The sequence below is a fragment of the Oceanobacillus saliphilus genome (assembly GCF_023522835.1).
Taxonomy (GTDB): domain Bacteria; phylum Bacillota; class Bacilli; order Bacillales; family Amphibacillaceae; genus Oceanobacillus; species Oceanobacillus saliphilus.
The window spans coordinates 362,991-381,620 of the sequence record NZ_JALCZU010000002.1; the positions used below are offsets into that span (position 1 = coordinate 362,991).

Here is an 18,630-nt window from a genome sequence, read left to right on the forward strand (position 1 = left end):
AATCTGTAGGGGTTGCTAATGAAAAATTACTTCGGTAGCCGAAGCGGATATTACGCGCCACATTTTATATCGAATAGGATGTTTCTTTCGTCGCAGTCTAGAGATAGTGGCCAATAACTATTATCTTCTAGAAAACAGCATTTCTTATAGTGCAAATACAGCAATTAGTGTTGCTATAATTAAACCAGCGATGACTGGGAGGAAATTCTTTCTTACTAAGTCCATAACCGATACGCCACAGAAACCTGCGATGGCAATTAAAGACGACCAGGCCACTATCGTACCTCCACCTGTCCAAATAGCTCCCATTTGGCCAATTGCTGCAAGGGTAGCGGCATCAATGGAAGCAGTTTCCAATGATGCGGCAAGTGCACCTGTAAGTGGCAACCCTGAAAATCCGGAGCCATCAAGCCCTGTAATAATTCCGATGATCAGCACACTCAATGCGGCAAACAATGCGCTCTGCGGCAAGAACTCCTGTGTTGATGCAACAAGGTCAAAGAGCAAGGCAGGTCCTTCTTCAACACCTAAAATTGATCCAGAGAACTCAGAGCTTCCCAAAAAGAAGAAACCAGCAATTGGAATAACAGGACCCATGGCCTTGAAAGCGAATACAAAACCATCTGTAATATGATTACTTACATAGTCTAACGCGTGCTGCCTTCCAAAAGCCACTGTCGATAGTAATAATAAAATTACCGCGACTCCACCGATAAATGCTGCCCCATCTCCACCAACGAGGTCACCGCTGCCGGAAAAGAGCTTACTGTACATCATAAAAATTACAACTCCAAGAAGTGACAATGGAACAACAATCGCAAACACTTTACTCCAGGTACCTAGATTGGTCGTTCTCACTTTGTTTGTCGAGCTGTCTGCTGTCTGCAATAATTGCAGCTCAGCCTCATTTAACGGATCATCCTTTGAACGGATTGATTTCCGGTAAAATAAATAGGCTAAAAGAATCGCAACCCCACCAGCGATAAGCGATAAGACCAACGCTTTATCCGCAACTGAAGCAACATCGACACCTGCTGATGCTGCAGATAAACTCGGCGCTACCTGGACGATATAATCTGATGATAGTGCCATTCCCTGTCCGGCTATGGCTATCGCGACCGCTGCAGTCATTGCAGGTAATCCTGCTTTTACCGCTGCTGGAACAAGCAATGCGCAGATTAAAGGAACCGCAGGAGTTGGCCAGAAGAATAATGAAATAACATATGTTATTCCTATTAATACAAAAAAAGACACATGCCCATTCACCATCATTTTCTGGATTGGCTGAATCATTCTTACATCTGCTCCTAAATCACGTAATGAATGCAAAAGAGCCAGCATGAATGTAATGATTAGAAAAATGCTAAAGAGCTCCTGGGCTGCAACCAAATTCGCGTTAAATATTGCTGTAAACCCATCTACCATATTTCCTTTATAAACAAACGCAATGACGAATGTGCCAAGCAGCGTCGGGAAAACCACACCTTTACGGAAAATCATCGTCACAATGATGATTAATGTAAACACTCCGTATAGAAGATGGGGAATTGTTAGTTCCATTAGTCCACTTCCTCTCTTCGATTGTGCTATAGCCTATGCACCCAAGAGGAGAAACGCTACAAAAGACGAGATGTTTATTTCTTTAATGAGCGGGAATAAAAAAAGTAACAACAAAGGAGGAATCACATATGAAACCTTTTATTAGAGAATATGTAAATGAACAACAACTTAAAACGGATGTAAATAAATTACAAGCCAAAGGAGTTCCTAAAGATGATATTTATATTCTAACTCACGATGATGAAAGAACTGGCCGTCTGGCCGATAGCGCGGACACAAATACAATAGGCATGAAGGAAATGGATTTTTCAAGTGCCGTTGGAAATATGTTCAACAGCCAAGGTGATGAACTTCGAAACAAACTTGAGGAAATGGGCTTTTCCAAAGCGGAGGCAGAAAATTACGAGGAAGACCTCGATGACGGTAAAATTCTTTTAATGGTTACGAACGATGAGCAAGTAAATCATTATTTAATGTAATCAAAATACTAGAGCTCCCCGAGTTACATGGGCTCTAGTATTTTTTCGCTCACGGTTCATTTTAATCATTGTAGATAATTTCAAATGACTTCTTATCCCCCTTCATTTACTTTGTTGAACGAGTTATATTCGAAAAAAAGGCTATCACCAAACTTTCGGTGATAGCCTTTCTCTTACTAATACAGATTAGTAAGTTTACCCTTTTTTGTGAGCGAAAAATATAAATTTAATTTTATGCAGCGTTCAGTAACGTTCTAGGTTGTTTATGGAACAAGAAGAACACAGCTACCGTACATAAAATAAAGGACGGCAGCATATATGACCCATTATAGAGTAAGGAATAAAGCCAGGCAGGCTGTCCTTCTACTGCAGAACCAAAGAATACGATTCCTGCTATATAATGTGCAAAAAATCGCAATGTTGACCCCACAAATACACCAAGTGTAATATATGTCAGATATTTATTCGTTTCCCCAGCCTTAACAGCTTGCTGGATCTGCTTTGCAAAAATACCTGCACAGCCAATCACCGTAAAGGCAACAGCATAATCAATAAATCCCTGCAAAGGTGTCAGGATATATGCTGTTCCTGTAGCAACCTGCAATAGACCCCATAGGAACCCTGAAAGCAGTCCACCTTTTAATCCCCAGCGGAATGCCACAATGAATATTGGAATCATCGCAAATGAGATAGATCCACCCTGCGCCCAAATTTTAAAAGATAATGGTAATATATCCAAAAGTAATGCCAATGCAGTAAATATAGATACTTCAACTAAAAATAAAATACGTTTTGATCTCAATTGTGGTACCTCCCCTTTTTAAGCTATAAAATATTTTACAACAACACAAAAAAGCAATGCCAAGGGGAAGCTTCTTGATGGGACTGCATCACTGCAGCCTGCTTCGCTCACATTACTTTTCCATCAAAAAGTCTACCATCCCTACGCTAGAATTAACTAACAGGTTCAAAGGGTCTGGACCAATTAATGTCCACTCTCAGCCAATATGACTCCCCCTGTAGGCTTTTTCTATTTACTTATTTGCTACCTGTATTGTACCTGATTATTCATATAATAACAAAACTTATAGAGCGACAAACTCTTTAACGTCCTGTACACACAGGGAAATCGCATTCTCCCAGAAATCAGGTTGCGTTAAATCTACATTTAAATGTTTCCTAGCCAGGTCCTCGACACTCATTCGACCTGTGTCACGCAGCAACGCAATATAATCATCCTCAAAGCTTCCATCTTTTTTCTTTGCGTAAGCATATATACCAAGGCTGAAAAGGTATCCAAACGTATAAGGGAAATTATAAAAAGGAACCCCGGTAATATGGAAGTGAAGTTTGGATGACCAGAAATTCTGGTCATAATCTTCCAGACTATTGCAATAAGCCTCTTTTTGAGCATCTACCATCAATTCATTTAAACGGTTTGCCGATACCATCCCCTTTTTACGTTCTTCATAAAAACGTGTTTCAAAAAGAAAACGTGCGTGTATATTCATAAAAAATGCAACACTGCGTTGTATTTTTTCTTCGAGCAATGCCAACTTTTCTTCCTTGTTTTGGGAACTTTTTACAGAAGCATCTGCAACAATCATTTCAGCAAATGTTGAGGCAGTTTCCGCAACATTCATTGCATATCCTTGATTTAATCCATTTACATCATTCATAACATGCTGGTGGTACGCATGCCCTAGTTCATGTGCCAATGTAGAAATGTTTGATGATGTACCGGAATATGTCATAAATATACGTGTCTGTTCACTGTCCGGGAAACTTGTGCAAAATCCACCTGGACGTTTTCCAGCACGATCCTCAGCCTCAATCCAACGTTTATCAAAGGCCATCTGTGCAAAGTCAGCCATCTTCGGACTGAATTCACGGAAGTGGTCGACAATAAAATCTGCAGCTTCTGTGTAACTCGATTTTTTTACTTGATTGGTCAATGGTGCCCCAATATCATAGATGCTTAGTTTTTCCAAGCCCAAAATGTTTGCTTTCTTTTGCAAATAAGCAACAAAATGTTTTTTATGATTCGTAATGGCTTCCCACATAGCATCGAGCGTTTCTTGCTTCATTCTGTTTATTTCCAATGGTTCCTTTAAAACATTTTCCCATTGACGATGTTTATATTTCTGTAATCGGAAACCAGCTAGATGATTGAGTGTCTGCCCAAAAAGATCCGACTGATCACTCCATGCTTCACTTAATTTCTCAAAAACATGTTTACGGACTGTCCGATCAGGATCGCTTAATTTATTTGAAGCCTGGCCTACAGAATAAGATCTCACTTGTCCATCCGCTTCTATATCCACGCTCATTCTTCCTACAATTGTACTGTACATTTGGTTCCATGCATGGTATCCATCAACTGCCAAATCATTTATTAAAATTTCCTGTTCACCAGACAGCAATTCCTTTGCTTCTTCTCTATTTTCATTTAGAACAAAAGATACTTCCTGCAGTTTGGGATGTTTTAAAAGTTCTTCCCATACATCATCATCTATCGAAACTAATTTTTGTTGAAAATGTGTACGGATGACCCCCATTTCAGCTGATAAGGTACTACGCTCGCCCACTAATAAATCTGCTCTTTCATCTTTAACATCCTGTGCACTCAAACAACTTACAAACGCTGAAGCCTCACGTAATTTCTTCATTGCACTTTCTAGCTGGCTGACAATATTTAGTAACATGGAATCCAGTGATTCTGCTTTCGGATCTAAATTTCCCACCGATAATGATAGTTTGTCCATTTCACCTTTTAAATTAGTAACAAATAGTTGGTATGCCTCTGACTCACTACCCCCAGGAAATAATACGTCTAAATCCCATGTTGGATTGTACGCTACTTGCATCAAATCGCTCCTTAAATAAATGTTTTAAATTTTACCCTATCTTTACATTATATCTAAATATTGGAAAATATTCATCAATAATCCGGTGATCAATTACCTATTTTGAGAATAACAGGTTTAATTCTCACTGCCGTGGGAATATAAACTATATGTAAAGTTTATTTATTTTAATTCATTTATTTTTAATTAAAAACACTTGACATAAAAATTTTATCCATCTATACTAGGTAACAGAAAGTAACTACCGTACTAAATTAATTGGAGGGATTTTAATGACAAAAACATTATGGACAGTTGACCCGGTACACAGTGAAGTTGGATTTTCAGTAAAACATATGATGATTTCAAAAGCTAAAGGTACTTTTGACAAGTTTGATGCAGTAATCGAAACAAATGTAGAGGATTTAACAGATGCTAAAGTAGAAGTAACGATTGAAACAGCTAGCGTTAATACGCGTAACGAAGACCGCGACAATCATTTACGCTCTGCAGATTTCTTTGATTCTGAAACATACCCTACCATGAATTTTGCTGCTACTGATATCAAGAAAAAGTCAGCTAATGAGTATGAAGTAAATGGGGATCTAACAATTAAAGGCACTTCAAAACCTGTAACACTTGACGTAACATTTGAAGGACAAAGTAAAGATCCAATGGGCGGAAATATTGTAGCGGGATTCAGTGGTAAAACGTCCATCAACCGTAAAGACTTTGGCCTTACATGGAACGCAGCAGTCGAAACTGGTGGCGTACTTGTTGGTGAAGATGTTAAAATCCATTTCGAACTTGAACTTCATAAACAAGCATAATTAACCTAATCAAAAGCTGTGTTTCCTAGTGGAATACAGCTTTTTTTAATGTTATCATATACTGATACAAGGAGGTATTTAAGCATGATTATTTATTACGATAGTTACTGTAAGATTTGTACCAATTCCTCAACCATTTGGAAGAAACTAGACTGGAAAAACAAGCTTACCTTCGATTCGTTTCGCAATATAAAGGATTATCCACCCGAAATGGAGAAAAGTCTTCATGTGTTCCATAATCATCGTTGGTATAAGGGATATTCAGCAATAATCCAGATTGCAAAAATGCTTCCATTACTATGGGTGTTCGTACCGCTCCTGTATTTGTTTAAACTCATTGGATTTGGAGACTTCATCTATAAATTGGTAGCTAAAAATAGAAAACTCGTACCTGTCAACCATTGTTCAGAGGGAGAATCATGTCAGATTAATCCCCGTTCCCGCTAAAATATTCAACTGTTTCTGAAGAGTGGATTGTAACAACCATTTGTCCATTTGCTGATTTAGCACGAATTAAAATCGGCTCATTGTAAAGGTTTTTAAATACAAAGTCCGGCCCCCACCAGCTTACTGTTGCATCTCTCCCCGGGGGAACATAGGGTACCCGTCTGCTATGTGCATATCTTTCAACTATCTGAACTCCTTTAAGGTCCACTGCATTATAGAGTGTCGAGGAAACCTGGCAGATTCCACCTCCTATATCTTCAGACAACTCCCCTTTAACAATGACTGGTGCCCGTTTGTACCCTCTCTCAGTTGTTCTTTCGCCAACCACATCATTAAATGAGAATGTTTCTCCAGGAAAAATCACCGTATTATTGATAGCTTCCGCAGCGAGATATATATTGTGAGATCTTTCAGCATTACTTTTTTTATAAAATGTAACATACCTTCCAAGCTCATACACACTGATTTCTTTTAGCAGACCACTATCTACCTTAGGATAGACGGATGCTTCAGGAACTTTTAGCTTCCCTTTATCTTCACTATAATATAAATTTCTGAATAAATGTACAAACGCTTGTCTATCTAATGTGATACCAGGCTTCTCCTCCACGATGGTACCATTTTCATCGAAGTGGGCATCCTGTGCATCCTGATAGATGGTATCTTCCAGATTGTCCATTAGATTATTCAATTTAAATGTATCAATGAATGCCGTATCGATTAATGATAATCCATACTGCTTTATTTCAACTTTATCGAGTGTAATTTCCTTATTATAAATCTGAACATTGTCTGTCTGTGCATTCACATGTAATGCCATCATAAGTAAAATGGATAAGAACATAAGCAATAAGACACCTCCTCATACTAGTATGAATCAAACTTGATGTTTCATTCCATAAGAGGATACTTATGCTGAACAATTCTAAAAGCAGAACAAAAGTGCAAGCGCCCGGTTAGAGACGAACGGACTGCGCCCCGAACTGTGGGGTGGTTCGACTTGTCGAACATTCCTACGTAGGAGATAAAGGAAACATGCCCCTTGCACTTTAGGGGTATGCCGACGTTGGCGTAAGCCGGTTCTTAGTCGGCCCTCCTTAAGGACCAGAGCCGATGTTGATTTAGATTGTCATGAGGTGAGGGAAGTCTCGCTAGTCCCTGGGCGCTGGAGCTGGACGTGGCTGTTTCGGTAACTAAGTTATCCACATCATTAAAATTTTATAGTTTCCTAAGCAATAAAAAACACCCCAACAGTCCGATATCACTCGAACTGCTGGGGTGCAAACACCTTGTCGTACGTGCTCTTCTGTTATCTAAATTCCCGATTGTCTTCTAAATAATCACTTGCAAGACGATATCCTACAATCGATGCCAATACAAGTAACACTGCGCAGAAAAAATTTTTCATTAATAGTTACCTCCCTGGTCTGGAGCTTATTTTTTAATTACAAATTTGCTTCTATTGTATATTAGAAAGGACGGAATTTACCTTTTTTAAGTACGATTTTTGGTCCACCAACCATAAATAGGGAACGGTCATCAACCACTTTTTTCATAGCAGCTGCTGCTTTTCCACGTATTTTATTACCATCAAGGATATTACCGATTCCATCTTTAATTCCAAGAGATGCAACAGTTCCTTTGTTGTGGAATACAAAATCTTTCAAAGGTTGATTGCGAATCAGTGCAGCGATGTTATCTGCAGCTACGGCACCTTCTTGTGTAGCCAATTGGCCTGTTGGAGGATATGGTCTTCCAGCTTCTTTATCCATAACCCATGAACAGTCTCCAAGAATGAAGATGTTTTCTTCGCCTGGTACGCGTAGGTCAGCGTCAACGTTCACTTTACCTTTTACCAATTCAAAGCCTGATTTTGCAAGTACTGGGTTACCAGTTACACCGCCTGTCCACACAACTGTTCCAGCTTTGATCAGTTCTTTGTCATCACCAACAATAAATCCTTCAGCAGTACATTCTTTAATTGGAGTTCCAATTCTGAATTCCACTCCACGATCTTCAAGCGATTTTTTCGCATATGTAACAAGATCATCATCAAACACTGGTAAGATAGATGGAGCTGCTTCCACATTGATAATACGTGCTTTACTACGATCGATATCATATTTCTTGCAAAGTTGAGGAACTTTTTCAGCTAATTCACCTACGAATTCAATACCAGTGAATCCACCGCCGCCAACAAGAATTGTGAGGCTGTCATCACTTGGATTTTCTTCTGAAGCATATTTAGCAAACTGATATTCAATATGCTCTGCAATCAGACGGCTTGACTCAATATCCGTAATTGCAAAAGCATGTTCTTCCATTCCCGGAATTCCAAAAGTGTTTGATACGAATCCAAGAGCGACTACTAAATAGTCATAAGTAACTTCACTATTCTCTAGGACAACACGCTGTTCGTCTCGCTTCACTTCAAGTACGCTATCATAGATTAAACGGACCTTCTTAGGATTAACTGCATCTGTAAGCATGAAACGTGCCTGATTTGGATTAATTGTCCCTGCAGCCACTTCATGTAACCATGTACTTTCATAGTGGTAATTATGTTTGTTGATTAGTACGATTTCCGCTTCTTCAGGTGATAGTTTTTGCGATAGTTTTCTTGTTGTAACAAGGCCTGCATAACCAGCACCAAGAACAACGATTTTTGGTTTACTCATAAATCATTTTCCACCTTCCATTTTTATACTGATCGGTAATTGTAAGGATTACAAGCGTTTTCAACTCGTAAAGATATTTAAAATAAGTATAAAAATCGCTTAAACCATATTAGTATAGTGTTTACATCAATATAATATCAAACTTTGTGTGAATACGCTAATAATCACAACTTTTTTCTCCAAAAATCTATCGAGTTTACATTCTCAAGAAATTCGTTATAGTGGTCGCACAGTGATTTCATTTACATTAACATAATCAGGCTGTGTCACTGCATAGACAACGGCTCTCGCTATATCATCCGTTTGTAATGGAGCCCGATCGGTCGGAAGTCTATCAGAATTCCTTTCCGTTTCCACCAATCCTGGAGATATATTGGTTACTCGGACCCCTGTTCTCGCTAATTCTTTTTCCAGTCCCATTGAAATTGCACGAACGGCGAATTTAGTAGCGCTGTATACGGTGCTTGATTTTGTAACTTCCATGCCGGAAACAGATGCAATATTAATAATATGGCCTTCAGACTTTTCAAGCATCCGAGGCAAAACAGCATTTACCCCATATAATACACCCTTAACATTCACATCAATCATTTGACCCCATTCTTCCACTTTCCCATTTCTTACTTCCCCATTTCCTACTATGCCAGCATTATTGACGTATATATCAATGTCCCCAAAAGTTTCCAACGCCTTCTTTACCATGGAATCTACATCTGCCTGGACAGATACATCTGTTGCTATTGCATATGCTTTTCCTTTACCAGATTTGTTGATCATGTTGGCTATTTCAATCAGCTTCTCTTCTCTGCGTGCCGCAAGAATAACATTGGCACCTTCTTCTGCTAAATGCCTGGCAATTGCAGATCCAATCCCACTGCTTGCCCCGGTTATGATTGCTGTTTTCCCGCTCAGTTTTGGCATCGTTCATCCTCCTTTATTCTCTGGATTTTAAAGCATTTTATCCTACCGCGGGTGGCACATTAGATTCGGATTCGGTTTCAGGTTCTGGTTCAGGTGTGGGCACAGGTTCCGGTTCCGGATTAGTCGGTTTAGTTGGTTGTTCGTGATCATCCAGTTTTTCCTCTGCCTTATTCTCTTCTGTTTCCTTATCTTCTTTTGAATTCTCCACTGTTTGTTTCTTTTCGGTTGACTCTTCCTCTCGCGGCTTTTCTGCGTTTGGTTTCTTAGCCGACTCTTGTTTCGTTGTTTCTTTCTTCTTATCTCCTTTTGAATCTTGAGATGTTACCGGTTCTCTGGCGGTTTCATTAGTGCCCGTCGATTTATTGCCTGGCTTCCAAGTAGTCGTACTTTCGGGAATATCGATGGAAAAATCAGTTGTATCCTCGTCGTTTTCCATTACTTCCGTTAATTCTTCTATGATTGCATCCTGATCTGTGGCTTCTACTTCTATTGAAAGCATATCCAAATTCTTAAGTGCTAAGGCCCCAGCATTCCCTCTTTTTACAAAAGCTGTGGGTGTATGTATTTTCATATTTTCATCGTATGGCGTGATTTCCAACGTCTCCACGTTCTCTTCGGTTAACACTACATCCTCTTCTTCTCCCACTTTCTTATCGTTTTCCCCATACTCATCCTTTGTAGCTTCAGCATGTTGAATACCTGCACTGACGACAAAAAGGAATGCAGTTAGTGTTAACAGATTAATAATGATCAGTTTTTTATTTTTCATCTCGCCGCTCCTATATAATTATTTTATCAGTTACTATCAAAATTTACCATTTACTCTATTGTAAGCATTACTCGACATATATTTCAATCCTTTTTCATAGATAATCGTCCTTCTAAGTAAATTTATAAAATTAAATAGATTAAATGTCACTTATCCTATAGGAAAAAATCTATCCCTCTCTATATGCTAGAAAACTAAGGCATCCGCCAAGCTTTGGGCGAATGCCTTAGTTGCCAAAAAAATGCACCAGCAAATTTACACTTGCTGGTGCATTTCATTATTAGACTATGGAAAGATTTATGCTTACACCGTCTTTTTCTTGTTGGAAAATGCTTTTCCTCTTTCCATCCATTTCTGCTTTGCTTCTTTCCTTCTGTTTAACTCTGTTTCAGCAAGGGCAGGAAAATCATTTTCAGCAAAATCCTGAACTTTTTCCCAGTTAGAAAAAAAGAGAACCTTTACTTCTTTCGAGCCGTCATCCATACGTCTATTATTTAAGCAGACGCCAAAGATTCTATCTGATTTTGAAAGCATACGATCAAAAATTGCAGGCTGCTTATCCTGATTTCGGTACAGCTCGTGGACTTTTCCCATATAATTTGAATTGTAATCTCCGAATGCAGCATCGCTATCGATGCACTTACTACTGTGATATACTTTTTTGTTACTTGCATAGATCCAAATCAATGTACCATAAACTAAGTTTTCCTTCGTACTTACGATAACTTTCTTCATGAATGTATCATCCTTATTTTGAGGAGAATTAGCATCGTAAATATAATTCTTCAAGATATCCGTTTATTGAATTATGCTACCTCTACTATTAAGTATACACCAATTTCAAAGTAAAAACTTAAAAACTTTCCCGATACACTTTCATTACACTAGATAATCATTTAGAAAAATCCATTTTCCAACTATAATAATCATTTTCGGAATTTTTCTCATAGCTTAAGTAAGCATTAAATTTTTTACCGTTTTTGCTTGTTAATCCCTTAACATATGCTTTATTATTTTTCAACAGATCCTTAACCATTGTTTTTGTCGGCTTCTTCCGCATTGTTGCAAGGAATTTATCATTCTTCCATACTACAAATTTACAGCCGTTTTTCCAATTACTGCAGCCAAAGCTTTTATATCCATCTGTTATTTTACCACCACATTGCGGACAAGTTCCAAGTACTTCATTGGTTGTTCTAGTCGATTTGACCTCTTTAATAGTAATAGTTTCACCATTTTTGATTGTTTCCACAGACTTCGTTGTAAATTGGAAAACTAGATTTAAAAATTCTTTTTTGCTTGCTTTTCCTTTTTGGATATCTGACAGTGCTTTTTCCAGACGCCCGGTAAATTCCAAATCAAATAAATCCTTTACAGGGAATGTCTCTACAAGCCGTTTTCCAAGATCCGTGCATAATAGATTTTTAGATTCTGTATCAATATAGCCAACATCCTTGAGTTTTTTGATTGTCTCTGCTCTTGTTGCAGGAGTGCCGATACTGAATCCGGTTAAAATACTACCCATTAAGTCTTCGTTATCATCTTCCTTATAGCTCTTCCCGCATGTTTCCATAACTCGAAGCAGTGTTCGTTCCGTATGGTGCTTTGGGGGTTTTGTTACATGAGACGTGACTTCTGAATCTATCAAACTGACATTGTCATCCACTTCAACGAGTGGTAATAATGTATCTTTTGACTGAATTTTTTCGACCTTTTTCCATCCTTCTATAAGCTGCACTTTTCCTTTTGAAACAAAAACACCCCGCAGCTCGTCACCTTCCATTTTAGTAATCAGCTTTGTTTCTTCATATTCGGCAATTGGCATAAATTGCATAATAAAACGATTCTTAATGGCTGTATAAACGATATTTTCATCAGCGGCAAGCCGTTTCGGCTTTATGTAAGTCGGAATAATGGCACTATGGCTCTCCACTTTTGCATTGTTAAAGATTCTTTTTGATTTCATAAATTTTATTTCATCTTTGTAAGGCAAATCTTCCGTATGGGTTTTCAAAACATTCGCTGTCTTACCAACAAGGCTTTCTTCCAGGGCCATACTCGAAGTCCTTGGGTATGTGATCAACTTTTTCTCATAAAGTGATTGTGCCACTTTCAATACTTTGTCCGATGTCCATCCCTTAAATTTATTGGTTATATATCCCTGCAGGTTAGAAAGATTAAATAAGAACGGCGGAAATTCTTTCTTTTTCTCCACCTGTTTATCGGTGATCTGTGCCTGCCTGTTTTGAATGATTTCATGAATATCATCGAGTATGGCACGTTTCTTGAATTTTTCTTCTTTGTCTTCTATATAGGTACCTTCGTATTCCTTATTGTTCTCTGTCTGAAAGGTAGCTTTTAACTTAAAATAATCCTCCGGCTTAAAATTTTCAATTTCCTTATCCCGGTCATAGATTATTTTTAACGTTGGCAATAAGACCCTGCCGATGTTCAAAGCTTTCCCCTTTCCTTTTTGATATTTCAAGGTAGCTACTGAAGTTAAATTAATACCAATCACCCAATCGGCCCACTGCCTACTGATTCCCGCATCCCGCAATGGTTTCATCGACGTATTTGATTTTATTGTTTCCAGTCCTTGTAAGACTTCCGTTTGCGTCCATTCATTTAACAGAAGACGATACACTTCGGCCTTTGGTTTTAACCCACCACGGTAAATAATGCTATCCCCGATCAACTGACCTTCACGATCATAATCACATGCAGAAATGATCGCATCGACATCATTTCGTTTCATAAGAAATTGAATTGTCTTCAACTGCTTCGCTGCTCCTGAATCTGACTGGGCTCGATTTCGAGGATTGCTTTTTACTTTATATTTGAATTCTGAAGGGATAAATGGAAAGTTATCCATTTTCCAGCTTTTCATTTTGCTATCATAGTCTTTGGCATCATACAGTTCAACAAGGTGGCCGAATGCCCATGTAATAATGTGGCCGTTCCCTTCAAAATAGCCATCTTTTTTTGTTTTAATTTTTAATGCGTCTGCAATATTTTTTGCAACGGATGGTTTTTCTGCGAGTATTAGTTTCATAAGTCAACCTCCAAATAAAAAACGCACGTTCGTTTATTTAATTATAAACGATGGCGTGTGTTTTTGAAACAGCATTTCCCTATATTTCTTTTACTCAATCAACTATATTCCTCTCGTTTAGGAGAAAAATGCTAAACAATAGACTCACAATAATATTATCGTTTTCATGATAACCCTTCTTTTTCATCAATTAAAACGTTTGTTCTTTCATTCTCATATATGTGGAATCTTTTCTAATCTGATTTGCTTGGGAAGGGAAGTGCGGAGAATGCATAATTATAGGGGTGTGGTGTAACAGGGTATATTTGCTACATCATTGTTCAAGACCTCTTTGTCTTAGCTTACATGCAGGAAATCCCCCACAGCCACTGCCTTTTTTACGCATTGCACTTTAAAAATATTCGGTTATAATACTTTTTACTCTAAAGGTACCATGGGCATTAGTGGTATCAATAATAACTCCATAACTCCCTATTTTATGTGGCATTTTCTCCAGAAAGGGCGACACTATTATATTATCAACCAAGTTACTACCTTCGTTTTCCGACCGATTAATACGCTTTACAAGTAAACACCTGAAATTTTAATTAAACGGTACGATTACTTCAAGCTGTTGATTGTTCTCTTCTCTTTTCTTTTTATAATCCTCAAATGAAAGATAGAAATCTTCCGGAGGATTGCCGGCAAGAGTTTTAAAAACACCATTCTTAAAAAGTACAAAATAACTATTTTCTATATCGACACCTTCCTCAGAAAGTGCTTCAATATTTTTAGTTATTTCTTCGCTTGATAAGTGACGCTGAAAAAAATTGCGCGTTCCTGTTCCGTCCTGTTTTCTCACTAGACATACACCATGACCTTTATATTCATTTTCCTGATATACTGGTTCATTTCCATTCAAGTAATCAAATGTTCTACTACAAGAGTAGCCACAACGATAACATAAAATGAATTTTTCACCTGTTTTATAATAATCATCTTTCGTCGCACAACAATTACAATGGGGACAGGAGATTGCTGAATAAGTAGATGCCATTGCATTCGCTCCTTTTAATATTTTTAGGAATTAGAAAATAAGATTCAAAAAAATGGGGATTTCCACTGATCACTTTCAAAAGAGAAGATTTCATTGAAGGTCTATTTATAGGGAGTTATGAGGTTGTTGATATTTTATAATAATTCGGACAATAATACAAGCACGAAATTATGCCGCCCTGTCATCACGGTCCACTTTAAATGCCGGAAATTCAATGGGCCGATCCCCAGTTGTAGCACCAAACAAGAAGTGTTGACGAGACATTAGCATTCGCCATGCTTTTGGGTGAATGCCTTAGTTGCACTTATTAAGAAAGAAGTATATCAAAACTTTCTTAAGTGCCAATCAAATAACTAAAGCGGATAACTGTTATCTGCTTTATGAACAATATCCCATAAATTTTATTAATGCAAATAGAAGACCAAATTTATTCTATCTCTCTTATTTGTACCTTACAATTATGTTAGACATACGGTTAATAAAGAAAATCGTAAAAATAGCTTGAAAGTCTAGTGTTTTTTAGGATTTTATAGCAACAACAACAATTAGTTACACAGTTATCTAACTAATGATAACTTAACGATTATAATCACATGCAGAAGTGATTCATTGCATCATTTCGTTTCATGAGAAATTGAATTGTCTGCAACTGCTTCGCTGCCCCTGAATCTGATTGTGCTCTATTTCGGGGGTTGCTTTTCACTTTATATTTGAATTCTGAAGGGATAAAAGGAAAGTTATCCATTTTCCAGCTTTTCAATTTACTGTCATAGTCTTTGGCATCATACAGTTCAACAAGGTTGCCGAATGCCTTTGTAATAATATGGCCGTTCCCTTCAAAATAGCCATCTTTTTTCGTTTTAATTTTCAATGCGTCTGCAATTTTTTTTTTGCAACGGATGGTTTTTCTGCGAGTATTAGTTTCATTTGGTAATCACCAATTCTACTTGAGATATGGAGGAGGAAAATAGTTATGGCAGAGGAGTGACTTTCCTTTAATATTCTGCATAACTTTACTCCGTTACAAACATTCGTTCGATTGCTTATCTATGAAAATAGCATCTATCTCTGTAAGTTTACTTTTTACTGCAATAGGACAAGAGCATTATTATTGCTTTAATTTTTTGGCGAGTGGGTAGACACCCAGACTTTGTATAACCAATGATAAGAGCACTGCGGCAAAGGTTAATGAAACAAGAATAGCATCATGATCAGCTACAGCTTCAAATCCAAGTAGCAGTGCCACAGACATCGTACCTTTAATGCCAGACCATGTAACCAGCGCAGTGTCTTTTGATGAAATGTTATGTCTCCAGACTGGGACTGCCACCGTAAGTCCCTTTAGTACAATAAGCCTCGCTATTAATGAGAAAATGAAAATAATAATAGCTAATATCCATTCAGAAAACAATAAATAATCTGCAGCCTGAATCCCGATCAGCAAAAAAATGAGTGATAATACAGAAGGTTCAACTACATTCCAAAACCCATCGAGCGAATCCCGGAAATGGTCTTCTTTGATATTTCTGCCAAACTCAAATGATAACATGAAACCCGCGGTTACTGTGGACAGTACTCCGGAGACACCTATCCCTTCCCCCAGATAAAAGCTCCCATATGCGACAATAATACTCAGCATCACTTGATATTCTCGATGCTTGGAGTAGTGTACCGCTTTACTCAAAATCCAGCCAAATAGTATGCCAAGGATAATTCCTCCAATCGTGACATATAAAAATTCAGCAATAAAGTAACCAAATGAAAAGCTTTTATGATGAGTAAACATTTCCAGTAATACAGTGAATACTACGATACTTGTCCCGTCATTGATTAGCGATTCCCCCTCTACAATATCCGCAATTTTCTCGTCACTTAATGATTGTTTCAAAATGGAAACGACTGAAACTGGATCTGTAGGAGCAAGAATCGAAGCAATTAGCAATGCTGCTATAAAGGGTAACTGTATAAACAAATTTCCTGCTAAATAGATAGTTGTCCCAAGTATTAATACTGTAAGGAGCAATCCAAACGTCCCTAATGTGCAAATAATCCATTTATATTTTTTAAAATGTCCAAGTGGAAAACGATATGCAGAAACAAACATCAACGCAGGTATGAAAACATTAAATATCATCTCTTTAGTGATTGCTATATCATCAAAATAAGGAATGATAGTTAGAACTAATCCCAAAAGCACCAAAACAACTGGAACTGGAAAGAATTTTTGCTTTTTATCTACGGAAAAAATAATGTAACCAATAACCAATAAAATCCATACTTGGTGAACGCTCAATGTTGTCTCTCCCTCCCGTTTTACTGGTTACTTCCCGTGTTGGTTTCGTATGAAACAAAGCTGTATGTATTAACTTGAGAAAGTAAAAAAGCACGTTCAGCAAATGCTGATAACAGCTATCTGTCGAACGTGCCTATTCTACCAATTCAGGTTAGAGATACTAAGGGATTACATAGATTTTCACATTGCATCTGACCTGACTAGCCTTCAGCCAAACTTAGATGATTCAATCGCCATTTCAACCATTGATATTCTCGCGTTTTTCTTGGCAGAAATTGACGAATATCATCCTCATGGTACCCAACCAGAAGTCTTTTTTCATCTACAATAATTGGACTTCTGAGTAATCGGGGATGTTTTTGAAATAATTCAAGCAACTCAGGGAGTGACAGATTATCAACATTTAAGTCAAGGTCTTTGTAAATCTTTGATCGGGTGGAAATAATTTCATCTGTACCTTCTACCGTCATACGCAGAATGCCTTGGAGTTCACTTACAGTCAATGGTTCTTTTAATATATTCCGCTCCGCATATGGTACTTCATTTCTAACGAACCATTTTTTTGCTTTTCTCGTTGATGCACAGGCCGCTCCATATATTCTAACCGTCATAATAGACATTCTCCTTCCTATAATTGATTGATCATATCCTTTTGCTTCACTCTCGTTTATACAAGCCATTTTTTAAAAGATTCATCTCAATCGTAAAACTTTCCAATGCTTCCTCATCGGACAATTCCTTTGAAAACTTCTCTACAAAATTGCGAAAAGCTACAGCAGTGACTATTTGCATAATATGGAACAAGTCTTTATCTTCTTTAATATTTAGGTATTCCTTGTTGATTAATGCTGTAATTTCTTTTAACTGCTCGCTTTCACCGGGATTAAACAGATCGGTGAATACATTCTCGACTTTATGGGTGACATGAAGCATCGCATTTTTTAAAAAATTTTGTTCTTCCTCATCAGGCATTTGTACGAGGAAGTCATAATACATATCGATTGTCGCTTCAATAATATCCCCATTATGCTTCTTCAATAAGGAAATTAAATTCAATTTCCTTTCTTTTGTCTGTTCCCCTAATATGTAGTAATAGAGATCCTCTTTATTTTCAAAATACTGGTAAAAACTCCCTCTTGGAATTTCAGCTGTTCTTATAATACTGGCAATGGATGCTTTTGATAGAGGTACCCTTGCAAACTCTTTCTCGGCAGCTTTCATCAATGTTTTTCTTTTATGAACAGGAAGGTTAAAAAATGTTTGTTTTGGCAATGTTCTTCCTCCAAATTCTCATGAAGTGACAAGGTGTCATTTATCTATATAATGATATTATATGACACCTTGTCACTTGTCAAAGAATTTGACGACGCTGTGTCACTTCATATGGTAACCTTAACATTTAAATGTGGTAAATTTATGGGAATCCTGTGGCAATTGTTTTCCTTTTCTTCGTGAGCTCATCTTACCATTTTTCGCTAAGCATTTTACATTTACGCTTTCTTATATGAATAATCTTTCATCTAAGACTCATGTTAATATTAGGAGGTGCTAAAAAATGGGAAATGACCGTCAAGAAAAAAAGCTGAGACAAAGTGGACGCGTGGAGTCAGACCGAGATGTAGGTCTTCGCTATAAAGGGGCAACAAAAATGTCAAGCCCTGAAGAGGCCAGAAGATTGAACGATGGGAAAAAGTAAAACGGAATAGCGATCATTCTAAA

17 protein-coding genes, 1 pseudogene and 1 riboswitch are annotated in these 18,630 nt (G+C 37.6%); of the genes and pseudogenes, 4 read left to right on the plus strand and 14 right to left on the minus strand.

The genetic code is table 11. The features are described 5' to 3' along the window. Nucleotides 1-144: 144 nt before the first annotated feature. Complete coding sequence (locus MN204_RS04905) at nucleotides 145-1,560, minus strand: hypothetical protein (protein WP_249869962.1); 1,416 nt, start codon at nucleotides 1,558-1,560, stop codon at nucleotides 145-147. Nucleotides 1,561-1,688: 128 nt separating this feature from the next. On the opposite strand from MN204_RS04905, the gene MN204_RS04910 reads away from it, so the two are divergent. Beyond that, nucleotides 1,689-2,039: a YflT domain-containing protein gene (locus MN204_RS04910; protein ID WP_249869963.1), complete on the plus strand. Its 351-nt coding sequence runs from the start codon at nucleotides 1,689-1,691 to the stop codon at nucleotides 2,037-2,039. A 232-nt stretch (nucleotides 2,040-2,271) separates the two neighbouring features. Here the strand turns inward: MN204_RS04910 and thiT are convergent, their stop codons facing one another. Both thiT and MN204_RS04920 read right to left on the minus strand, forming a co-directional pair. Further along, the gene (thiT, locus tag MN204_RS04915) at nucleotides 2,272-2,841 is read right to left on the minus strand and encodes an energy-coupled thiamine transporter ThiT (RefSeq protein WP_249869964.1); all 570 of its coding nucleotides are present in this window, start codon (nucleotides 2,839-2,841) and stop codon (nucleotides 2,272-2,274) included. 120 nt (nucleotides 2,842-2,961) lie between these two features. Continuing rightward, a riboswitch (TPP riboswitch) is annotated at nucleotides 2,962-3,067 on the minus strand. Between the two features lie 57 nt (nucleotides 3,068-3,124). Further along, nucleotides 3,125-4,906, minus strand: a complete 1,782-nt coding sequence (locus MN204_RS04920; protein ID WP_249869965.1) for a M3 family oligoendopeptidase — start codon at nucleotides 4,904-4,906, stop codon at nucleotides 3,125-3,127. Nucleotides 4,907-5,178: 272 nt separating this feature from the next. Between MN204_RS04920 and MN204_RS04925 the strand changes: the two genes are divergently transcribed. Together MN204_RS04925 and MN204_RS04930 are read left to right on the plus strand one after the other, a co-directional pair. Next, nucleotides 5,179-5,715, plus strand: coding sequence for a YceI family protein (locus MN204_RS04925; RefSeq protein WP_249869966.1), 537 nt, complete (start codon nucleotides 5,179-5,181; stop codon nucleotides 5,713-5,715). Between the two features lie 84 nt (nucleotides 5,716-5,799). Beyond that, the gene (locus MN204_RS04930) at nucleotides 5,800-6,162 is read left to right on the plus strand and encodes a thiol-disulfide oxidoreductase DCC family protein (RefSeq protein ID WP_249869967.1); all 363 of its coding nucleotides are present in this window, start codon (nucleotides 5,800-5,802) and stop codon (nucleotides 6,160-6,162) included. Here MN204_RS04930 and MN204_RS04935 read toward each other — a convergent pair. The 11 genes and pseudogenes from MN204_RS04935 to MN204_RS04985 all read right to left on the minus strand — a co-directional run bounded on the left by MN204_RS04935 (nucleotide 6,143) and on the right by MN204_RS04985 (nucleotide 18,183). Next, entirely contained in the window at nucleotides 6,143-7,006 is an 864-nt protein-coding gene (locus MN204_RS04935; RefSeq protein ID WP_249870243.1) for a VanW family protein, read from the minus strand. The genes MN204_RS04930 and MN204_RS04935 overlap by 20 nt on opposite strands. A gap of 625 nt (nucleotides 7,007-7,631) precedes the next feature. Then, nucleotides 7,632-8,840: an NAD(P)/FAD-dependent oxidoreductase gene (locus MN204_RS04940; RefSeq protein ID WP_249869968.1), complete on the minus strand. Its 1,209-nt coding sequence runs from the start codon at nucleotides 8,838-8,840 to the stop codon at nucleotides 7,632-7,634. 216 nt (nucleotides 8,841-9,056) lie between these two features. Then, on the minus strand, nucleotides 9,057-9,761 hold the full coding sequence (locus tag MN204_RS04945) for an SDR family oxidoreductase (RefSeq protein WP_249869969.1): 705 nt from the start codon (nucleotides 9,759-9,761) through the stop codon (nucleotides 9,057-9,059). A 37-nt stretch (nucleotides 9,762-9,798) separates the two neighbouring features. Further along, a complete protein-coding gene (locus MN204_RS04950) occupies nucleotides 9,799-10,530 on the minus strand; it encodes a hypothetical protein (protein ID WP_249869970.1) in 732 nt (243 codons plus the stop codon). Between the two features lie 303 nt (nucleotides 10,531-10,833). After that, on the minus strand, nucleotides 10,834-11,265 hold the full coding sequence (locus tag MN204_RS04955; protein WP_249869971.1) for a hypothetical protein: 432 nt from the start codon (nucleotides 11,263-11,265) through the stop codon (nucleotides 10,834-10,836). Nucleotides 11,266-11,422: 157 nt separating this feature from the next. Beyond that, entirely contained in the window at nucleotides 11,423-13,582 is a 2,160-nt protein-coding gene (locus MN204_RS04960; protein WP_249869972.1) for a type IA DNA topoisomerase, read from the minus strand. A gap of 583 nt (nucleotides 13,583-14,165) precedes the next feature. After that, entirely contained in the window at nucleotides 14,166-14,618 is a 453-nt protein-coding gene (locus MN204_RS04965; protein WP_249869973.1) for a hypothetical protein, read from the minus strand. 579 nt (nucleotides 14,619-15,197) lie between these two features. Then, nucleotides 15,198-15,545: pseudogene (locus MN204_RS04970) on the minus strand (type IA DNA topoisomerase); the annotation flags it as partial. A 181-nt stretch (nucleotides 15,546-15,726) separates the two neighbouring features. Next, nucleotides 15,727-16,911 carry a cation:proton antiporter gene (locus MN204_RS04975; protein ID WP_249869974.1) on the minus strand — a complete coding sequence of 395 codons (1,185 nt, stop codon included), beginning with the start codon at nucleotides 16,909-16,911 and terminating at the stop codon, nucleotides 15,727-15,729. 200 nt (nucleotides 16,912-17,111) lie between these two features. Then, nucleotides 17,112-17,522, minus strand: a complete 411-nt coding sequence (locus MN204_RS04980; protein ID WP_249869975.1) for a Spx/MgsR family RNA polymerase-binding regulatory protein — start codon at nucleotides 17,520-17,522, stop codon at nucleotides 17,112-17,114. Nucleotides 17,523-17,568: 46 nt separating this feature from the next. Then, a complete protein-coding gene (locus MN204_RS04985) occupies nucleotides 17,569-18,183 on the minus strand; it encodes a TetR/AcrR family transcriptional regulator (protein WP_249869976.1) in 615 nt (204 codons plus the stop codon). Nucleotides 18,184-18,466: 283 nt separating this feature from the next. Between MN204_RS04985 and MN204_RS04990 the strand changes: the two genes are divergently transcribed. Next, on the plus strand, nucleotides 18,467-18,607 hold the full coding sequence (locus tag MN204_RS04990; RefSeq protein WP_249869977.1) for a YpzI family protein: 141 nt from the start codon (nucleotides 18,467-18,469) through the stop codon (nucleotides 18,605-18,607). Nucleotides 18,608-18,630: the final 23 nt, after the last annotated feature.